This window comes from Rhizobium sp. R635, assembly GCF_002211285.1.
Lineage (GTDB): Bacteria > Pseudomonadota > Alphaproteobacteria > Rhizobiales > Rhizobiaceae > Rhizobium.
In genome coordinates this window covers 54,663-68,208 of sequence record NZ_LOKX01000006.1, presented here as the reverse complement: position 1 = coordinate 68,208, position 13,546 = coordinate 54,663, and the positions used below count along the sequence as shown (strand labels likewise).

Genomic DNA, 13,546 nt, shown 5'->3' with positions numbered 1-13,546 from the left:
TATTCTCCTTTGCCGTTACGGCAGATTGTCTTTCAGGAATATGTCGAGACGGATGCGTTCCTGCGCTTCGATAACCGCGAGCCCGTCCGCCTTGGCTTTCAGCACGCGGATGGCGCTGCGCACCTCATGACCGGCATCCTGGTTGAGGATCGCATCGATCGTATGGTCGATGAGCGCCGCACGCGTATGCACGGTCAGTTCGTGGGCGATGACGGTCAGCGTCCGGTCGACGGCCTTTTCCTTCAGCGCCCGGACGAGGCCGCGATTGCCGGCGCCGAGGCTGTAGACGCCGACGATACCGGCATTCCTCGACAGGGCGTCGGCAACGAGCATATGGGCAACCTCGGGATCGTCGCGGCCTTCGAGAACCGGCAGGATCGCAAGATCGGGAAATTCCTCGGCGATGACGGAGGTGAAGCCCTCCAGCCGCTCACGATGGTCGCGCACCAGCATGGAGCCGGCAAGCACGGCGATCTCGCCTTTTCTGGCTCCGAGAAACCGGCCGAGCAGGCGGGCGGCCGTACGGCCGGCCGCAATGTTGTCGATGCCGGCATAGTGATGGCGCAGCGACCCCGTCAGATCGGAAACCAGGGTGACGATCGAAAATCCCGCCCGCACCAGCCTGTCGACGACATCGCGTACCTCGGGCGCATCGGTCGCGACCATCGCTATGCCGCAACGCTTCTCCTGGGAAAGCCCTTCGAGCACCGAGACGAGCGCCGCCGGGTCGAAGGCGGATACTTCGATGGTGCGGATATCGGTGCGCTCCGCCGACGAGCGGAGGATCGCCTGCCGGATCTCGGCATTGAGCCCGTGCATGAAGGAATTGTCGCTGGCCGGCAGGATGAAGACCAGCGGATAGGTGCGGCCTTTGGCGAGATTGGCGGCGGCGACGTCCCTGATATAACCGAGCTCGCGGATTGCGGTCTCGACCTTCTCCCGCGTGACGTGGCGCACGCCGGGACGCTGATTGAGAACCCGGTCGACAGTCGCGAGACTGACGCCCGCCGCAGCGGCGATATCGTGAACGGTTGGCCTCATCATTCCTCCTGACGAGACCATTAGCGCCAAATTTGATGTACGTAAATCAAAAAATCGAACGGGGCGATTTCCGCATTATTTTTCCGGCATTGCCGGCCCGCTGACATCGATTCGACAAGCGATCAAGCAGCTGATGACACAGAGGCTGGAAAACGGCAAATAAAAAGGCCCTCCGGAGAGGGCCTTTTCGAGGGGCGGGGCCGGAGGTCAGTGGCCGCCGCCACCTCCTCCCCCGCCTTGCGGCGCGGGTTTCTTGATCATCGCGACACCGAGGATCATCGCGACGAAAAGCGCGGTCAGGATCAGGAATACGTCGCTGAAGGAGAGGATGACCGCCTGCTTGGTAGCAAGGCCGACCATCTGCTTGATCGCGACCGACGTCCCGTCCATGCCGTAGGTGTTGAAATTGGCGGCCATGTTGTTCATCTGGTCGATCGCTGCCGGATTGCCCCAGTCCATATTCTCCCGCAGCCGCTCGTAATGCACGTCCTGCCGGTTGGTGAGCACGGTGTTGATGACCGCGAGACCGACGGCGCCGCCAAGGTTTCTGGTCAGATTGAACAGGCCGGACGCGCCGCGAATGCGCGAGGGCGGCATCGTGCCGAGCGCGATGTTGTTGATCGGCACCATACACATCATCAGCCCGAAGCCGCGCAGGATCTGCGGGATGAACAGCTCGTAGAAATCCCAATCCGCCGTCAGGTGTATCATGATGTATGTGCCGGCGGCGAAGCTGATGAAGCCGATCACCATCATCAGGCGCAGATCCATTTTGGTCGACAGCCGGCCGGCGATCGGCGCGGTGAAGAACATCGCAAGCCCCGAGACGAACATCGTCTCGCCGATCATCAGCGAGTCATAGCCACGGATACGCCCGAGATAGACGGGATAGATATAGGTGAGGCCGTAAAGACCGATCCCCATGACGAAAGAGAACACCGAGCCGAAGGAAAAATTCCGGTTCGCAAAGGCCTTGAGATCGACGACAGGGAATTCCACCGAAAAGGCGCGGTAGAAGAAGACGATCGCTGCGACGCCGGAAGCCACGGCCGCAATGGCGATCGAGCTGTCGTTGAACCAGTCGTTCGAATTACCCTCTTCGAGCACATATTCCAGCGTGCCGAGGAAGACGCCCATCGAGATCAGCCCCCACCAGTCGAACTTCTTGAAGAGCGACAGTTCCGGCTTGTCGAAATCGATGAAGTTCCAGGTGACGATCGTGACGATGATGCCGGGAACGATATTGACGAGGAACAGCCAATGCCAGGAGAAGGCGTGGCTGAGATAGCCGCCGACGGTCGGGCCGATGGTTGGCGCCAGCGTCGCGATCAACCCGATGATCGGCGAGACGATGCTGCGCTTCGACGGCGGGAAGATGGTGAAGGCGGCCGCGAAGACCGACGGGATCATGCCGCCGCCGATGAAGCCTTGGATGGCGCGGTAGACGATCATCTGGTCGATATTCGTCGCCGTCGCCGCGAGCGCGCTCGCCATGGTGAAGCCGGCGGCCGAGATCGCGAAGAGATAACGCGTCGAGATGATGCGCGCCAGCGTGCCCGACAGCGGGATCATGATCACTTCGGCGATCAGATAGGCGGTCTGCACCCAGCCGATTTCGTCGCTGCCGGCCGAAAGGCCGGCCTGGATTTCGGCCAGCGAGGCCGAGACGATCTGGATGTCGAGGATCGACATGAACATGCCGAGCACCATCGCGAAGAAGGCGATGAGCTTCTTCGGATCCATGCGCTCGTCGGCGTGAGCGGACACTGCCGGAATCGTCCCCGCTGTCGCTGTCGCGCTTCCGGCCATTGGACCACCTCCGCCTTTTGAAGGCTTTACTTGCTCGGCGCCGTACGCGTATCGACGTCGACGACGACGCTGAGGCCCGCGCGCAGACGCCCGCTGTCGAGCGCATCCTTTGGCAGCGCGATGCGCACCGGCACGCGCTGGATCACCTTGGTGAAATTACCCGTCGCATTTTCCGGCGGCAGCAGCGAGAAGACCGAGCCGGAAGCCGGCGAGATCGATTCGACGGTGCCGACGATCGGATGGTCGTCATAGGCGTCGACATGGACGTTGACCTTCGAGCCCGAAACGAGATGCTGGATCTGCGTTTCCTTGAAATTGGCGTCGATATAGAGCTCGCGCACCGGAACGAGCGCCATCAGCCGCTGACCGGGCGAAACGAGATCGCCTTCCTGGACCGAGCGGTTGCCGACGATACCGTCATAGGGCGCCTTGAGCACGGTGAAGGAGAGGTCGCGGGCGGCCTTGTCGCGTGAGATTTCCAGCGATCGGACCGAGCCTTCGGCCTCTTTGCGCTGCGCCTGAAGAATGGTGATGTTGGCCTGCGCAGCGGTGATATTGGCATCGCCGCCGGCAAGGTTGGCCTTGGCCTGGTCGAGCGCGATATTGGCGCTGTCTAGATCGGCGGCCGTGCCGACCGACTTCGCCTGGAGCTCGCTTTGGCGCTTCTGGGTGATCTCGGCACCGCGAACGGCCGCTTCGAGTGCCACTTTCTGCGCCTGCGCCTGCACGAGGCTGGCATTGGCGCCTTCGATCTGCGCGTCGATACGCTGGAGCGAAAGCTGTTCGGTGGCGATCTGGGCCTGCGCCTGATCGAGGGCGTTCTGATAGTCGCCGTTATCAAGCGTGGCAAGCACGTCGCCCGCTTTGACTTCCTGGTTGGCGACCACATTCACCTTCGCGACGTAGCCCGTGACCTTCGGCGAAATCGTTGCGATATCGCCTTCGATATAGGCATCGTCGGTCGACACCATGAAGCGGCCGTTCGTCCACCATTCGTAACCATACCAGCCGCCGCCCGCCAGAAGAGCGAGCACGACGATCGGCAGCACCGGGCTGCGGCGCTTCTTCGCGGCCGCAGGTGCGGCAACCGGAGCCGACTGCGCCGGGGCAGACGGCTTTTCCAGGGCTTCGGCCGTTGGAGCCTCCGCAACGGTCACGATCTCGGCCTTTGCCTCTTCGGCTTCGGCGTTTTCGCTGACGATCCGCGCGACGTTGCTTTTCTGGTTGCTCGACATGGCCACTTACCGATCTTGGAGTAATTCATCGAACTGAACGGTTCGGTTCAGTTGACATAAACCTGTTTTATCGTCATATCAAGATGTATAGAACCAATCGGTTCGATTTCTTTAAGCAAAATGCGAAACCGTAAACACGGTTAAGGAGACATGACGCTAAAACCCGACGACGACGCCGTCTTCAGCCCTCCCGCCGCCGGAGGCAGATTTGCCGCGGGCGAAGATCCGGCCAAGCGCCAGCAGATTCTTGCCGGCGCAAAACGTGTCTTCATGAAGATGGGCTTCGACGCCGCCAGCATGAACGACGTGACGCGCGAGGCCGGTGTCTCCAAAGGAACGCTCTACGTCTATTTCACCAACAAGGAAGAATTGTTCTCGGCGATGATCGAGACCGAGCGCGCCGCCTTCGTGGCGGCCGTGCGTACGGCGCTTGCCGAACATGACGATCCCGAGGCCGGCCTGTATGAATTCGGGATAAGCTTCGTCACCCATATGACCGACGAAAAGGTCATCAACGCGATGCGCACCGTTCTCGGCGTGCGCGAGCGCATGCCGGTGCTCTGTCAGCGCTTCTTCAAGGGTCCGGTCAATCTGCGCACCATCATGCGCGACTTCCTGGAACGGCATGTCGCCGAAGGCACGCTCAAGATTGAGGACATCGATCTCGCCGCCGGCCAGTTCCTGGACCTCGCCAGCGGCAGTTTCTTCAAGCTGCGCCTGTTCGGAACCATGGAGGAGCCGCCGCATCGCGACGAAATCGAGCGCGTCATCCGCGGCGCGATCCGGGTCTTCATGGCCGCCTACAGCGTACGCCGGCACGAGACCGCCTGACCGCATCCTTGACTGCCGCCGCACACCGGCCAAAACTCCGCAAGAACGATCAAACCCGGCTGCCGGCTTTTCTCTAAGGAAGAAGCCGCAACCAGGGGAGTGAGAATGAGCGCCATCGCACGGGCGATATGGTTCATAGAGAGCCATTTCGAAAGCGATATATCGCTGGAAGAGATATCGGAAGCCGCCGGATTGTCGCGCTACCATCTGTCGCGCGTCTTCGGGCTCGTCACCGGCCACTCGATCAGCGGCTATATCAGGGGGCGGCGTCTCAGCCGCGCCGTGCCCACGCTTGTCGGCGGTTCATCCACCATTCTCGAGGTTGCGCTTTGCGCGGGCTACGGCTCGCACGAGGCTTTCACCCGTGCCTTCCGCGACCAGTTCGGCATGACGCCGGATGCGGTACGCAAACAGGGGCACGCCCGCAATCTTGTCTTGTTGGAGCCGATCAGAATGGAACCCGCCCACCTCAACGACCTCGAACCGCCCCGCTTCGAAACCCTTCAGCCGATGCTTCTTGCCGGCCTGCAGGAGATTTACGCCTATGGCGGCAATGCCGCCATTCCCTCCCTCTGGCAGAAGTTCAATGCCCATTTCGGCCATATCTCCGGCCAGAAGGGCAATGTCGCCTACGGCGTCTGCACGCATATCGACGGCGAAGCGGAGAAGTTCCGCTACATGGCCGGCGTCGAGATCTCCGATGCCGGCGACCTGCCGCCGGATTTTACGACGCTCAGGCTTCCGGGCCAGCGCTACGCCGTCTTCACCCATCGCGGCCATGTCTCCGGCATTTCGTCGACCATGAACCGGATTTTCGGCGCGTGGTGGCCGACATCGGGCCTGGAGCACGGCGACATGCCCGACATGTTCGAACGTTACGACGACCGCTTCGATCCCTATACCGGCATGGGCGTCACTGAAATCTGGCTACCTATCAGAACATGATGCCGAAAAGTGTGAGCGGTTTTCGGGCGACATCATGCTCTAACCTTTTAATTTAGAACAGGATTCAAATTTAAGGCCGACCCTGCCTTAAATCATCCTGTTCTAGGGAATAAAAGTCACATCGATTTCGTATATCCCCTTGCGGTGCTTGCGCAGCAGACCGCGGACACTACATTGCGGGCGTCATCGCTCACGTGACGCAAAGGGGATATACGCTGATGCAGGAAATTATGACGCTCATTCAGGATCCGGCCGCCTGGGTGGCGCTCATCACGCTGGTGGTGATGGAAGTCGTTCTCGGGATCGACAACCTGATCTTCATTTCCATTCTCACCAACAAACTGCCCCCCGAGCACCGGGAGAAAGCCCGTAAGATCGGCATCGGTCTGGCCCTCGTCATGCGCCTAGCGCTGCTCGGCACCGTCGCCTGGATCGTGCAGCTGACCGAGCCGCTGTTTGAGGCCTTCGGACACGGCTTCTCCTGGAAGGATCTGATCCTGATCGCCGGCGGCCTGTTCCTGGTCTGGAAAGCCACCAAGGAAATTCACCACACGGTCGATCCGGTGGATCATCAGGAGGATTTCATCGCGAAATCCGTCACGACGGGCTTTGCGTCGGCCATCGGCCAGATCCTGCTGCTCGACCTGGTCTTCTCCGTCGACAGCATCATCACCGCCGTCGGCATGACACCGCATCTGCCGATCATGGTGATCGCCGTCATCGCCGCCGTCACCGTCATGCTGGTCGCTGCCAACCCGCTCGCCAACTTCATCGAGAGGAACCCGACGATCGTGATGCTGGCGCTGGCCTTCCTGCTGATGATCGGCACAACGCTGATCGCCGAAGGCATGGGCTTCCATGTGCCGAAGGGTTACGTCTACGCCGCCATGGCCTTCTCGGCGCTGGTCGAGGTGCTGAACATGTTCGCGCGCAACGCCCGCAAGCGGAAACGCGAAGGCGCGCATTGAGGCTGATATGGGAGGGCGCGCTGCAACCGGCGCGCCCTCCCAGCGCCGGCAAGCCTCTGCGGACGCGGTTTTTCTTGACGCGCCCGGTTGAATATGGCCTAAGGCCAGCCGAACGGACGATCGGCGAATGGTGCGGGCGAATGCCCTTTTTCGGCCGGTTTGCCGATGAAGATATCTGCATCCTTCCGGCCGAACCTCGCTTTCCCGCGAATACCGTCCGGCATTCATTGACGGGCACATACAATGACAGTTTCCGGGACAGCTACCGGCGTCCGCGTCCGCATCGCTCCCTCGCCGACCGGCGAGCCGCATGTCGGCACCGCTTACATCGCTCTCTTCAACTACCTCTTCGCCAAGAAGCACGGTGGCGAGTTCATCCTGCGCATCGAGGATACCGATGCGACGCGCTCGACCCCGGAATTCGAAACGAAGGTGCTGGACGCGCTGAAATGGTGCGGGCTGGAATGGAAGGAAGGCCCCGATATCGGCGGCCCCTACGGCCCCTATCGCCAGTCCGACCGCAAGCCGATGTACCAGCCCTACGCACAGGAATTGCTGGACAACGGCCATGCCTTCCGCTGTTTCTGCACGCCCCAGCGCCTGGAGCAGATGCGCGAGGCGCAGCGCGCCGCCGGCAAGCCGCCGAAATATGACGGCCTCTGCCTTGGCCTGACCGCTGAAGAAGTCACCTCGCGCACGGCCGCCGGCGAAGCCTCGGTCATCCGCATGAAGATCCCGGCCGAAGGCTCCTGCGACTTCACCGACGGCGTCTACGGCGATGTCAGCATCCCGTGGGATTCGGTAGACATGCAGGTCCTCATCAAGGCCGATGGCATGCCGACCTATCACATGGCCAACGTCATCGACGACCATCTGATGAAGATCACCCATGTGGCGCGCGGCGAGGAATGGCTGGCTTCGGTGCCGAAGCACATCCTGCTCTATCGCTATTTCGGCTGGGACCAGCCGGTCTTCATGCATCTGTCGCTGATGCGCAATGCCGACAAGTCGAAGCTGTCGAAGCGCAAGAACCCGACCTCGATCTCCTATTACTCCGCGCTCGGTTACATCCCCGAAGCGCTGATGAACTTCCTCGGCCTGTTCTTCATGCAGATCGCCGAAGGCGAAGAGCTTCTTGATATGGACGAGCTCTCCGAAAAGTTCGATCCGGAAAACCTCTCCAAAGCAGGCGCGATCTTCGACATCCAGAAGCTCGACTGGCTGAACGGCCGCTGGATCCGCGAGAAGCTTTCCGAAGAAGAATTCCAGGCCCGCGTGCTGACCTGGGCGATGGAAAACGACCGCCTGATGGCGGGCCTGCGCCTGTCGCAGACGCGCATTTCCAAGCTCGGCGAACTGCCCGATCTCGCAGGCTTCCTGCTGAAATCAGATCTCGGCCTGCAGCCTTCCGACTTCGCCAAGATCAAGTCGCCGCCGGAAGAGATTCTGGAGATCCTCAACACCGTCCAGCCGGATCTCGAAAAGATCCTGGAATGGAATGTCGAGACCATCGAAGCGGAGCTGCGCGCGATTTCCGATCGCATGGGCAAGAAGCTGAAGGTCGTGGTCTCGCCGCTCTTCGTCGCCGTCTCCGGCTCGTCGCGCTCGCTGCCGCTCTTCGATTCCATGGCGATCCTCGGACGCTCCGTCGTGCGCCAGCGCCTGAAGCTCGCCGCCCAGGCGGTCGCCGCCCTCGTCGGCTCGAAATGACAGCGGAAGCCCCTCCCCCTTGTGGGGAGGGGTTGGGGAGGGGACTTTTCCGGAACCCCTCCCCTCCGCTTCGCTCCGACCCTCCCCACAAGGGGGAGGGTTAGCGCAGAGCCAGACGCCGCGCTTCGGGCCACGAACGCTGATTTTAGAATTCATGCCGCATCGATGAGGCAAAAGACATGAACGACAAGACCGAAAACACCCTTTCCTCCGACGCGACCGAAGTGCGCGCCCAGAAGCTGAAGCTGCTGCGCGAACAGATCGGCGAGGTCTATCCGGCGCATTTCCACCGGACGCTGACCAATGCCGAGCTTGGCGCCAAGTATGAATCTCTGGAACCCGACGTCGAGACGCAGGATGTCGTGACCGTCGCCGGCCGCGTCTATTCCTCGCGCAACTCCGGCATGTTCATGGATATCCGCGACGCTTCCGGCAAGATCCAGATCTTCAGCCACAAGGACACGACGCCGGAAGAGGCCCGCGCCCTGCTGCCGATGATCGACATCGGCGACATCATCGGCGTCACCGGCATCGTGCGCCGCACCAAGCGCGGCGAGCTGACGATCAACGCGCAGAAGATTGAAATGCTGACCAAGTCGCTGCTGCCGATGCCCGAGAAGTGGCACGGCCTCTCCGACATTGAGCTGCGCTATCGCAAGCGCCATCTCGACATCATGACCAATGAGGATTCGAAGCTTCGTTTCCAGCAGCGCTCGAAGATCGTCTCCGGCATCCGCCGCTTCATGGAAAATGACGGCTTCATGGAAGTCGAGACACCGATGCTGCAATCGATCTATGGCGGCGCCACCGCCGAGCCGTTCAAGACGCATCACAACACGCTGAAGCTCGACATGTACCTGCGCATCGCGCCGGAACTGTTCCTGAAGCGCACGCTGGTCTCCGGCCTCACCGACAAGGTCTTCGAAATCAACCGGAACTTCCGCAACGAAGGCGTCTCCACCCGGCACAATCCGGAATTCACGATGATGGAGTGCTATTGGGCCTATGCCGACTACGAGGACATGATGGACCTCGTCGAGCGGCTGTTCGAGGACCTGGCGCTCTCCATTCACGGCACGACGGAATTCGACTTCGGCGACAAGCGGCTCTCCTTCAAGGGTCCGTTCAAGCGCGTTCCGATGCCTGACGCGGTCAAGGAAGCCACCGGTATCGACTTCCTGGCGATGAAGACCGACGAAGAAGCCCGTGCTGCCGCCAAGGGTGCCGGTTTCGAAGTCGAGAAGGATTGGACCTGGGGTGAATGCCTCGCCTTCATCTTCGAGGAAAAGGTTGAAGCCACCCTGATCCAGCCGTCTCACGTCACGCATTTCCCGAAGGACATCTCGCCCTTCGCCAAGGAAGTGCCGGGCGAACCGCGCCTCGTCGAGCGCTTCGAGACCTATTGCAACGCCTGGGAACTCGGCAACGCCTTTTCGGAACTCAACGATCCCGAAGAGCAGCGCCGCCGCATGGTCGAGCAGCTCGAGCAGGCCCATGCCCGCGGCGAAAAGGAAAAGCAGCTGGACGAGGAATTCCTCGATGCGATCGACCAGGGCATGCCGCCCGCAGGCGGCCTCGGCATCGGCGTCGACCGCCTGATCATGCTTCTGACCAACGCGCCGTCGATCCGCGACGTCATTCTCTTCCCGGCTCGCCGCAACAAGGCCGACTGACAGGAAGAATTGCAGCAAAAACAAAGCGGAGTGCCGGCCGGCGCTCCGCTTTTTTCATGCCGTTGGTTCAGTGGGTCTTGGCAGCTTCCGCCGGCGGCTCTTCGGCCGGCGCCTCGGCCACCACCTCGGCGCCGTTGCCCTCCTCAGCGGGCGCGGCTTCGCTCTCGGCGGCCGGCGCTGCGCCATGCCCGCCGCCTTCGGCCTTCTTCTCCTTGCCTTTTTCCTCGTTCTTCGTCGAGCCGACCGCGACCGGATCGACGCAATCCTCGGGATCTTTGAAAGCGCCGCTGATCATCGCGATCTCATCGGTCGGCAGTTCGATGCGCTCGCCGAAGAACAGCCCGTTTTCGCTGGCCTCGCCGTCATAGTAACGGGCGGTATAGGTCTTGTCGTCGAGGCCCGGAACGGTCTTGTCGGGATGCGGGATATAGATGACGTCGGCGCCGATCGCCCGGCCGCGAATGTCCGCGCGCAGCGTCGGGCCGTTCTCGTCGAGCACCACCACCTGCACCAGGTCCGGCTTCTGCGCTGCATAGACGGCCTGGGCGACGCGAAGCGCGGTCCTGACCCGCGTCATCCCGTCCGTCGGTTCGGTTTTGATATATTTCCGGACCCAGACATGATCCTGCTTCTTGATCGTCACTAGGTTGACGTCGCTGCATTCGAGCCCATAGACCCGGTCGGAGGAGCCGATCAGCCTGTCCTTGCCGACATAGACTGCCGCGCCGCCGGAAACGCCCGCCAGAAGAGCGACTCCGCCGATGATGATCGTCAATTTCCGGGAAGGCCGGAATATCCGCAGTAAGGCCTTCACGCCAACTGCTCCGCCATCTGAAACTCCAACGCAGGACAAGTGCCGAGATGCTAGAGAAATGACGTTTCGGAAAGTTTAAGTGGACACGCCAAGCGCGCCCCATTTCAGGAAAATCCCAAAAAAGGTCTGAATTTTTCGGCTGCTTGCCACGGCACATTCCGCCATGCTCTAAACGCCCATGGCCTTCACGCTTCGCCAGATCCAGTATTTCGTCGCCGTCGCCGAGCAGGGTTCGGTGACGCGGGCCGCACAGAACCTTTCGATCTCGCAATCCTCGGTGACGGAAGCGCTGAAGGAACTCGAAACGGACCTTGGAGTGGCGCTCTTCGAGCGCCATCCGCGCGGGCTGACGATCACCCATAACGGCCACCAATTCCTGCGTCACGCGACGAAGATCCTGGCTTCCGTCTCCGATGCGCGCACCAGCTTCTCCGGCCAGCAAAGCGCTCTTTCCGGCACGCTGAACATCGGCGTCACCTCGCTCGTCGCCGGCTACGTGCTCTCCGATCTCCTGGCGCGATACCGGCGCGCCTGCCCGGGCATCGAGGTCAGCGCCATCGAGGACAATGGCGGCTATCTCGAACACCTGCTGGTCGGCGGCGAACTCGATGTCGCCGTCATGGTCATATCGAACCTGCGCGACCGCATGGCGCTGCAGGCGGAAATCCTCGAAACCTCGCCCTACCGGCTATGGCTGCCGATGGGCCATCCGCTGGTGTCGGCCGATATCATCTCGGTCGCCGATATCGCCCGCGAACCGCTGATCATGCTGACGGTCGACGAAATCGAGGAGAACACCGGCAAGCTGCTTTCCGCGCTCGGCGCCCGCCCGCATGTCGCCTTCCGCACCCGCTCTGTCGAAGCAGTGCGCAGCCTGGTTGCGACAGGCGCCGGCGTCGCGCTGCTTCCCGATCTCGTCTATCGCCCCTGGTCGCTGGAAGGCGACCGCATCGAGAGCCGGGACGTCTCCGGCTCGCTGCCGGTCGTGCAGGTCGGCATGGTCTGGCGCAAGGGTTCCAGCCTGCCGCAGGCAGCACGCGATTTCGTCGGTATTGCCGAAAGCATGCGGTCGGGCCGCGTCCGTTGATATCGGAATTTCCGATATCGCCCTTCTGTTAAATGAATTTGCGAAAGCGGCATTTTGGCGTCACCTTCTTAACTGGGAACGAACAGCCACAGAAGTGGCACCAAACCGGGAGACGGATGATGACGAATCTCTTGAAATCCTGCACGGCAGCGCTTGCCAGCCTGAGCTTTGCGACGCAGGTGGTCGCCGCCGAACCGCTGAAGGCCCTCGGCAAGGGCGAAGGCGCGGTCAGCATCGTCGCCTGGGCCGGTTACATCGAACGCGGCGAAACCGACAAGAACTATGACTGGGTCACCGATTTCGAAAAGGAGACCGGCTGCAAGGTTTCCGTCAAGACCGCCGCCACCTCCGATGAAATGGTCTCGCTGATGAACGAGGGCGGCTTCGATCTCGTCACCGCCTCGGGCGACGCGTCGCTCCGCCTCATTGCCGGCAAGCGTGTCCAGCCGATCAACACCGATCTGATCCCGAGCTTCAAGAATGTCGACGAGCGCCTGCAGAACGGCCCATGGTACACGGTCGGCGGCGTGCATTACGGCGTGCCCTATCTCTGGGGGCCGAATGTACTGATGTATAATACCGATGCCTTCAAGGACAAGGCGCCGACCAGTTGGAACGTCGTCTTCGAAGAGCAGACCCTGCCCGACGGCAAGTCGAACAAGGGCCGCGTCCAGGCCTATGACGGCGCGATCTACATCGCCGACGCTGCCATGTATCTGATGGCCCACAAGCCGGATCTCGGCATCAAGGACCCCTACGAACTGACCGAAGACCAGTATAAGGCGGCCCTCGACCTGCTGCGCGGCCAGCGCAAGCTCGTCTCCCGCTACTGGCACGATGCGATGATCCAGATCGACGACTTCAAGAACGAAGGTGTCGTCGCCTCCGGCTCCTGGCCCTTCCAGGTGAACCTGCTCCAGGCCGACAAGCAGAAGATCGCCTCCACCTTCCCGGATGAAGGCGTCACCGGCTGGGCCGACACGACAATGCTGCACGCCGACAGCGAACATCCGAACTGCGCCTATATGTGGATGGAACATTCGCTGAAGGCCAAGGTCCAGGGTGATGCCGCCGCCTGGTTCGGCGCCGTGCCCTCCGTTCCCGCTGCCTGCAAGGGCAATGAGCTGATGGGCGACGCCGGCTGCACCACAAACGGCTTCGATCACTTCGACAAGATCAAGTTCTGGAAGACCCCGGTCGCCAAATGCACGACGCAGGGAGAATGCGTGCCCTATCATCGCTGGGTCTCGGATTATATCGGCGTGATCGGCGGGCGGTGAGCCGATCCGCTCCTATGCGTAAAATCCCCTCCCCAACCCCTCCCCACAAGGGGGAGGGGCTAGGAGTGGCGCCGCCGAATCCTGCCGAAACACCAAGGTATTTGCGAAAGGGTACGGCAGGTTAAGCCCCTCCCCCTTGTGGGGAGGGGTTTG

At 61.5% G+C, this 13,546-nt stretch carries 11 protein-coding genes; 7 read left to right on the top strand and 4 right to left on the bottom strand.

Features of this window, described 5'->3' with window-relative positions:
- Positions 1 to 15: 15 nt before the first annotated feature.
- From ATY78_RS07155 to ATY78_RS07145, 3 genes are all read right to left on the bottom strand, one after another.
- Positions 16 to 1,041, bottom strand: coding sequence for a LacI family DNA-binding transcriptional regulator (locus ATY78_RS07155; RefSeq protein WP_088681651.1), 1,026 nt, complete (start codon positions 1,039 to 1,041; stop codon positions 16 to 18).
- Positions 1,042 to 1,248: 207 nt separating this feature from the next.
- Positions 1,249 to 2,850, bottom strand: coding sequence for a DHA2 family efflux MFS transporter permease subunit (locus ATY78_RS07150; protein WP_088681650.1), 1,602 nt, complete (start codon positions 2,848 to 2,850; stop codon positions 1,249 to 1,251).
- A 26-nt stretch (positions 2,851 to 2,876) separates the two neighbouring features.
- A complete protein-coding gene (locus ATY78_RS07145) occupies positions 2,877 to 4,085 on the bottom strand; it encodes an HlyD family secretion protein (protein WP_088681649.1) in 1,209 nt (402 codons plus the stop codon).
- 150 nt (positions 4,086 to 4,235) lie between these two features.
- Between ATY78_RS07145 and ATY78_RS07140 the strand changes: the two genes are divergently transcribed.
- From ATY78_RS07140 to lysS, 5 genes are all read left to right on the top strand, one after another.
- Positions 4,236 to 4,916 (top strand): TetR/AcrR family transcriptional regulator, encoded by a 681-nt coding sequence (locus ATY78_RS07140; RefSeq protein ID WP_088681648.1) that lies wholly within the window; start codon positions 4,236 to 4,238, stop codon positions 4,914 to 4,916.
- A gap of 105 nt (positions 4,917 to 5,021) precedes the next feature.
- Positions 5,022 to 5,861 (top strand): AraC family transcriptional regulator, encoded by an 840-nt coding sequence (locus ATY78_RS07135; RefSeq protein WP_088681647.1) that lies wholly within the window; start codon positions 5,022 to 5,024, stop codon positions 5,859 to 5,861.
- Between the two features lie 218 nt (positions 5,862 to 6,079).
- Entirely contained in the window at positions 6,080 to 6,829 is a 750-nt protein-coding gene (locus ATY78_RS07130; protein ID WP_088681646.1) for a TerC family protein, read from the top strand.
- 243 nt (positions 6,830 to 7,072) lie between these two features.
- Positions 7,073 to 8,539 carry a glutamate--tRNA ligase gene (gltX, locus tag ATY78_RS07125; protein ID WP_088681645.1) on the top strand — a complete coding sequence of 489 codons (1,467 nt, stop codon included), beginning with the start codon at positions 7,073 to 7,075 and terminating at the stop codon, positions 8,537 to 8,539.
- A gap of 179 nt (positions 8,540 to 8,718) precedes the next feature.
- The gene (lysS, locus tag ATY78_RS07120; protein ID WP_088681644.1) at positions 8,719 to 10,212 is read left to right on the top strand and encodes a lysine--tRNA ligase; all 1,494 of its coding nucleotides are present in this window, start codon (positions 8,719 to 8,721) and stop codon (positions 10,210 to 10,212) included.
- A gap of 67 nt (positions 10,213 to 10,279) precedes the next feature.
- On the opposite strand, the gene ATY78_RS07115 is transcribed toward lysS, so the two are convergent.
- The gene (locus tag ATY78_RS07115; RefSeq protein ID WP_088681643.1) at positions 10,280 to 11,026 is read right to left on the bottom strand and encodes a hypothetical protein; all 747 of its coding nucleotides are present in this window, start codon (positions 11,024 to 11,026) and stop codon (positions 10,280 to 10,282) included.
- 178 nt (positions 11,027 to 11,204) lie between these two features.
- Here ATY78_RS07115 and ATY78_RS07110 point away from each other — a divergent pair, with 178 nt between their 5' ends.
- Together ATY78_RS07110 and ATY78_RS07105 are read left to right on the top strand one after the other, a co-directional pair.
- Positions 11,205 to 12,113 (top strand): LysR family transcriptional regulator, encoded by a 909-nt coding sequence (locus ATY78_RS07110; protein WP_088681642.1) that lies wholly within the window; start codon positions 11,205 to 11,207, stop codon positions 12,111 to 12,113.
- 119 nt (positions 12,114 to 12,232) lie between these two features.
- Positions 12,233 to 13,393 (top strand): ABC transporter substrate-binding protein, encoded by a 1,161-nt coding sequence (locus ATY78_RS07105; RefSeq protein ID WP_088681641.1) that lies wholly within the window; start codon positions 12,233 to 12,235, stop codon positions 13,391 to 13,393.
- The last annotated feature ends 153 nt before the right edge of the window (positions 13,394 to 13,546 follow it).